The sequence below is a fragment of the Actinosynnema sp. NPDC020468 genome (assembly GCF_040642015.1).
GTDB lineage: Bacteria > Actinomycetota > Actinomycetes > Mycobacteriales > Pseudonocardiaceae > Actinosynnema.
Window position 1 is genome coordinate 1 of the sequence record NZ_JBFAEO010000101.1, and the last position, 5442, is coordinate 5442.

Annotated in this window: 4 protein-coding genes; all 4 read left to right on the forward strand. The window is 70.9% G+C overall.

Translation table 11 applies throughout. The annotated features are described in order from the left end of the window. Positions 1 to 306: 306 nt before the first annotated feature. The 4 genes from AB0G50_RS35700 (at position 307) to AB0G50_RS35715 (ending at position 5313) form a co-directional block, all read left to right on the forward strand. Positions 307 to 1284, forward strand: coding sequence for an MASE1 domain-containing protein (locus tag AB0G50_RS35700; RefSeq protein ID WP_360118489.1), 978 nt, complete (start codon positions 307 to 309; stop codon positions 1282 to 1284). Continuing rightward, positions 1285 to 2358 carry a lycopene cyclase family protein gene (locus AB0G50_RS35705; RefSeq protein WP_360118492.1) on the forward strand — a complete coding sequence of 358 codons (1074 nt, stop codon included), beginning with the start codon at positions 1285 to 1287 and terminating at the stop codon, positions 2356 to 2358. It begins immediately after the preceding gene. A gap of 32 nt (positions 2359 to 2390) precedes the next feature. Beyond that, positions 2391 to 4106, forward strand: a complete 1716-nt coding sequence (locus AB0G50_RS35710) for a GGDEF domain-containing protein (protein ID WP_360118495.1) — start codon at positions 2391 to 2393, stop codon at positions 4104 to 4106. Positions 4107 to 4188: 82 nt separating this feature from the next. Beyond that, a complete protein-coding gene (locus AB0G50_RS35715) occupies positions 4189 to 5313 on the forward strand; it encodes a glutamate--cysteine ligase (protein WP_360118498.1) in 1125 nt (374 codons plus the stop codon). Positions 5314 to 5442 lie beyond the last annotated feature (129 nt).

Genomic DNA, 5442 nt, shown 5'->3' on the forward strand with positions numbered 1-5442 from the left:
TAACAATCTCAAAGGAAAACCTCTTGACGAGGTTCATACAATTTACTGGCTATTCGGCACGCTGTTGAGTTCTCAAAGAACACGCGCTCACCATCATGTCCCGCGTCTTACCGCGGCGCAATCCGGGGCTGGTGTGTTTCCGTACTTTGGCTTTTGGTCTGCGTTCCGGCCCGGTTTTCGCGGCCCGTTCCTGCTGACATGGAGAAACTTACACGAGTCCCCCGCAGAAGTGAAATCGGGGGGTCGATCGGAGCATTTCCGCAGCTAGGCGTGGTGCGGAGGCCCGGAGCGGAGGATGCTGTCCGCGTGCTGCTCTCCCCTCGACTCCGCCCGTGGGGCACGTACGCGGTCCAACTCCTGGCCGTCGCGGGTGCCTACTACGCCGGCGCGCGCCTCGGATTGCTCCAGGCTCTGGTCAACGACCAGGTGACCCCGCTGTGGCCGCCGACCGGGATCGCGCTGCTGGCGCTGATGGTCGGCGGGCAGCGGATGTGGCCGGGAATCGCGATCGGGGCGTTCGCGGTCAACGCCTCCCTGGGCGACACCGGTCCCACGTTCCTCATCAGCGCGGGCAACACCCTCGGCCCGGTGGTCGCCTACCTGTTGCTCAAGCACTCCGGGTTCCGGCTCGAGCTGGACCGCACGCGCGACGCGCTCGCCCTCGTCCTGCTGGGCGCGTTCGCCGGGATGCTGGTGAGCGCCTCGGTCGGCAGCGGCGCGCTGCTGCTCTCCGGCGTGGTGGACGGCGCGCGGTTCTGGACCACCTGGTCGGTGTGGTGGACGGGCGACGCGCTCGGCGTGCTGCTGGTGGTGCCGCTGGTCGCCGCGGTCCGCACGGCGCGCCGCCGCGGCCTGCCCGCGCGCCAGTGGGTGGAGGTGGGCTGCCTGCTGCTCGGCACGGCCGGGGTGATGGTCGTCGCGATCACGACCCCGATCCGCCTGCTGTACCTGGTGTTCCCGTTCGTCATCTGGGGCGCGCTGCGGTTCCAGCACCTGGGCGCGGCGCCGTGCGCACTCGTCGCCACGGTGATCGCGGCCGGCGGCGCGGCGGCGGGCAGCGGCCCGTTCGCCGGGTTGGAGCTGCTGCCCCGGATGGTGGCGCTCCAGGGGTTCAACGGGACGGTCGTGCTGACCACGCTCGTGCTGTCGGCGGTGATCGCGGAGCGCAACGCGGCGCGGGAGGCGATCGAGCGCACCTGCGCGCAGCTCAGCGACGTCGTGTCGCAGTACCAGCCGATGCTGCTGGGCAACGTGCTCCCGCCGCGCCGACCGGAAGGCCGTTGAGTGGACGTGCTCGTGGTCGGCGGTGGTCCGGCCGGTCGGGCCCTCGCGCGGGCGTGCGCGCGCGAGGGTTTGGCCACCGGCCTGGTCGACCGGGACCCGGCCGCGCCGTGGCGGGCGACGTACGCGGCGTGGGCGGACGAGGTCGGCGACGCGGCGGTGCTGACCCGGTCCCGCGCGGTGGCGTTCGCGGTGCGCGAGCACCGGCCGGGCCGGGAGTACGTGGTGCTGGACCAGGAGCCGTTGCGCGCGCTGGACGGCGTGCGGGTGTTCGCGGGACGGGTCACCTCCCGGTCGCCCACGCACGCCCGGCTCGCGGACGGCCGGGTGCTGCGCGCCCGACGGGTGGTGCACGCGGGCGGCGGACGCGGCACGGCGCACCAGACCGCGGTCGGCGTGGTGGTGTCGCAGGCGGAGGCCGCGCCGTTCGTCGCGCCGGGCGAGGCGGTGGTGATGGACTGGCGCCGACCGCCGGACGCGGGCACGTCCGACCCGACGTTCCTCTACGCGGTGCCGGTGGGTCCGGACCGCGTGCTGCTGGAGGAGACGTCGTTGGCGCACGCGCCGGGGTTGCCCTCGCCCGAGTTGCGCCGCCGGTTGCACGCCCGGCTGGCCGCGCACGGCGTCCCGGTGCCGGTCGCGGAGGAGCGGGTGCGGATCGCGCTGGACGTCGTGCCCGACCGGGACGCGTTCGGCGCCGCGGCGGGCTTCGTGAACCCGACCACCGGCTACGGCGTGGCCCGCGCGCTCGCCCTCGCGCCGGTCGCGGCACGGGCGCTCGCGACGGGTGAACCACTTGCGCGTGCACTCTGGTCGCCCACCGCGAAAGGGGTTCACTTGTTGCGCACGCACGGTCTCAGCGCGTTACTGGCACTTCGACCCGCGGACGTTCCGCAATTCTTCGACACGTTTTTCCGGATGGCGGACAATCAGCAACGAAACTACCTGTCCACCCACGACGACCTGCGCGGTGTCGCGACCGCGATGACGGTTCTGTTCCGTTCCTCACGTTGGCCCGTGCGCCATCGGTTGGCATTCCCTCGGCAAACGGGCAAAAGTCGGCGAACAACGGGTTAACCCCCTCGGCAAACCATGATCAACCGGGCACGATGGGTCCCGTGCCCGCCTTGCTGGACGACGTTCGCTTCGCCTTCCAGCCGCTGTTCAACCTCCACACCGGAGGGGTCGTCGCGATCGAGGCACTGGCCCGACCGCACGACGGCAGCGTGCAGGATTTGCTCCGCATGGCATTCCGTGCGGGGTACCTGGCCAACACCGACGTGGCTTTGGCCTGTCGAGCGGTCCGCCACGCCGCCGACCACGACGTGCTGCTGCCGTTGCACGTGAACCTGCTCGCGATGACCATCGCGGACAAGCCGGAGCAGATGGCGCCGCTGTACTCGGCGTTGCGCGACACCGGCCGCGGTCCCGAGGACCTGGTCGTCGAGGTGGGCACACCGTACTCGCGCGCGCCGCGCCGGTTGCTGGTCAAGGGTTTGCGCCGGTTGCGCGCGGACGGCTTCAAGATCGCGCTGGACGGCGTCGGCGAGGGCGACACACCGCTGTCGCTGATCACCGAGGTGCAGCCGGAACTGCTGAAGCTCGACCGCGAGGTCGTGCAGGCGCTCCCCGCCGACGCCGCGCAGTTCGCGCTGGTGCAGGCGTTGCAGCACCTGACCGAGCAGATCGGCGCGCTGGTCGTGGCGGAGGGCGTCGAGACCGAGGCCCACCTGGGCGCGTTACGGCGGCTCGGCGTGCGACTCGCGCAGGGCAACCTGCTCGCCGAGGCCTCACGCCGACCGAAGGTGGGCGCGACGATCGCGCCGGTGCTCAGCGAGGTCAACGAGGCCGACGCGGTCACCAAGACGATGACGGCGCCGTTGCGGCGCAAGAAGACCGGCCCGAAGGTCACCGACTTCCTGCACCCGGCCACCACGTTGCCGGAGGACGCGACGTCGGAGGACGTGCGCGACGTGCTGGCGTCCCAGCCGACGGTGACCGGCGTGGTGCTGGTGGACGGCGACGGCAGGCCGTGCGGCACCGTCGATCGCAACCGCTTCCTGCTGGCCGTCACGGGTCCGTTCGGGCACGCGCTGCACGCCAAGCGCGAGGCGTCCCGGTTGGCGGACAAGCCGAAGCTGATCGGCGCGGAGTCCGGAGCCCTGGAGCTGCTGGAGATCGTCGCGCACGCCGACCGCGAGCGGACCAACGACGACCTGGTGGTCGTGGACCCGGACGACCGGTGCCTGGGCGTGGTGCGGGTGGCGGACGTGGTGCGCGGCGTCGCGGAGATGAAGGTCGAGCAGGCGGCCGCGCTGTCGCCGCTCACCCGGTTGCCCGGCAGCGATTCCATCGCCCGCGAGGTCGACCGGCGCATCTTCGGCGGCGAGATCTTCGCGGTCGGCTGGCTCGACGTCGACTCGTTCAAGCGGGTGAACGACTCCGTGGGCTTCGCGGCGGGCGACGACCTGATCCGCTCGATCGGCCGCGCGCTGACCGAGGGCGCCGCGTCGCACCCCGGTGTGCAGGTGGGCCACGTCGGCGGCGACGACTTCCTGATGGTGGCGGGCCTGGACGAGATCGTGCCGTTCGCCGCGTCCGTGCTCGACCGACCGTACGAGGTCGAGGGTGTGCGGGTGACGATGTCGCTGGCGACGCTGGTGTGCGCGCCGGGCACGGTCACGTCGTACCACGAGGTGTCCCGCCTGCTGGCGCCGTTGAAGGAGCGCGCGAAGTCGTTGCGCGGCACCAGTTGGGTGCTCGGAAGGCCGCACAGTGACCACGTCGAGGTACTGCGCGGTCAGCCTCACCTGGCGGTGAGCTGAAAGTTCACCGCATAGATGCCTGTCCGGCGTCGGTGATCACTCATAGCATTTGAGTGACTACCCATCGCAGGGGAGGTCCCTGGTGAGCGAGGTCGGAGTCACCGCGCTACCCCATCCGAGATCCGAGTTCGACTCCCCGCTCTCGGTCGGGGTCGAAGAGGAGTTCCTGCTGGTCGACGCAGTGACCGGCGAACTGATGCCGGTGGCGCCCACGGTGCTGGACGGCGACGCGGGAACGTTGAACCTACAACCGGAGATGACCCGGTACCAGGTGGAGAGCGCCACGGCCGTCTGCCGGTCGATGGCCGAGGTCCGCACCGAACTGTTGTTGTCCCGCAAGGAGTTGAGCGAACGCGCCCGAGCCACCGGCGCCCGGATCGTGGCCACCGGCACCCCGGTCCGCGGCGGCACCCGCCCGCCACCGCTGACCGACACCCCCAGGTACCGCCGCATCGCGCAGGACTTCGGCTCCCTGGTCGACGGCCTGACGATCTGCGGTTGCCACGTGCACATCGGCATCCCGGACGACGAGGCGGGCGTGGTGATCAGCAACCACCTGAGGCAGTGGCTGCCGATCCTGCTGGCCCTGTCCTCGAACTCCCCGTTCTCCGAGGGGAGGGACACCGGCTACGCGAGCTGGCGCTACCTCTCCTGGAGCCCGTGGCCCTCGGCGGGCGCCCCGCCGTGGTTCGAGTCGGCGGAGCAGTACCACCTGGACTCCACCCACCTCCGCGAGACCGGAGCGGCGCTGGACCAGGGAATGGTCTACTGGGACGTCCGCCTGTCCGCACAACACCCGACGGTGGAACTGAGAGTCTGCGACGTGGCCGCGACCGTGGACGAGGCGGTACTGCTGGCGGCACTGGTCAGAGCCATCGCCGCCATGGCCCTACACGACCCCTCAGCCGCCTTCCGAGTACCGGACCTCACCCTCCGCACCGCGCTGTGGCGCGCGGCGAGGGACGGCGTGGAGGGCGCCACGGTGGACCCGCACACGGGCCACCTCATCCCGGCGACAACCCAACTGCACACCCTCCTGAACTGGACCCGCCCGGCCCTGCACGCCTTCGGCGACGAAGCCCTGGTCACCGAGGGCATAGCCCGCCTGCTGAAGGACGGCTCAGGAGCAACCCGCCAACGCCAAGCCTTCGCCAGAAGGGGAAACCTGACCGACGTGGTCACCCTCCTGGTGGCCCAAACCGAGTAACACCACCACCAAGGGCAACGCCCGACCAGCCGGGGGCCTCGTGTTCTCCCCGTATGGCCTGGGCGAAGCCCAACCGCATGTGTCAAGGGGGCACCGAACCGCCCAACCGCCGCCCAAACTCGACAACGG